The sequence below is a fragment of the Streptomyces murinus genome (assembly GCF_002154555.1).
GTDB lineage: Bacteria > Actinomycetota > Actinomycetes > Streptomycetales > Streptomycetaceae > Streptomyces > Streptomyces murinus.
On sequence record NZ_MUNF01000843.1, the window covers coordinates 1 to 570 of the forward strand.

Annotated in this window: 1 pseudogene; it reads right to left on the bottom strand. The window is 70.2% G+C overall.

Annotation, left to right across the window (positions count from 1 at the left end):
• A pseudogene (locus CCN72_RS35720) lies at positions 1-570 on the bottom strand (acyl-CoA dehydrogenase family protein); the annotation flags it as partial.

The following is a 570-nucleotide window of genomic DNA, read 5'->3' on the forward strand; positions in this document are numbered from 1 at the left end:
GCTCCGGGTTGAGCCCCGCGAACAGCTGGAGCAGGCCCGCGTCCTCGTCGCCGACGAGCGCGTCCGCGGGCAGCCGTACATCGTCCAGGACCAGCTCGAACTGCTTCTCCGCGGCCTTGAGTTCCATGTCGATGGGCCGCTTCTGGAAGCCGGGCGCGTCGGTCGGCACGATGAACAGGCAGGGCTTGAGGCGGCCGGTGCGGGCGTCCTCGGTGCGGCCGACGATCAGTACCGCGTNNCGCGGCGGGCGGTGGTGGTGATGCGGTGGCTGTTGGAACCGGCGTCGGGTTCGGTGATGCCGAAGGCCATCATCCTGGTGCCGTCGGCGAGGCCGGGGAGCCAGTCGCGCTTCTGCGCCTCGGTGCCGAAGCGGGCGATCACGGTGCCGCAGATGGCGGGGGACACGACGAGCATGAGGAGGGGGGAACCGGCGGCGCCCAACTCTTCGAGGACGATGGAGAGTTCGGTGATACCGCCACCGCCACCGCCGTACGCCTCCGGCAGGTTGACGCCGAGATAGCCCAGCTTCCCGGCCTCCGACCAGAGTTCGGTGAGGGGTTTGCCCTCGGC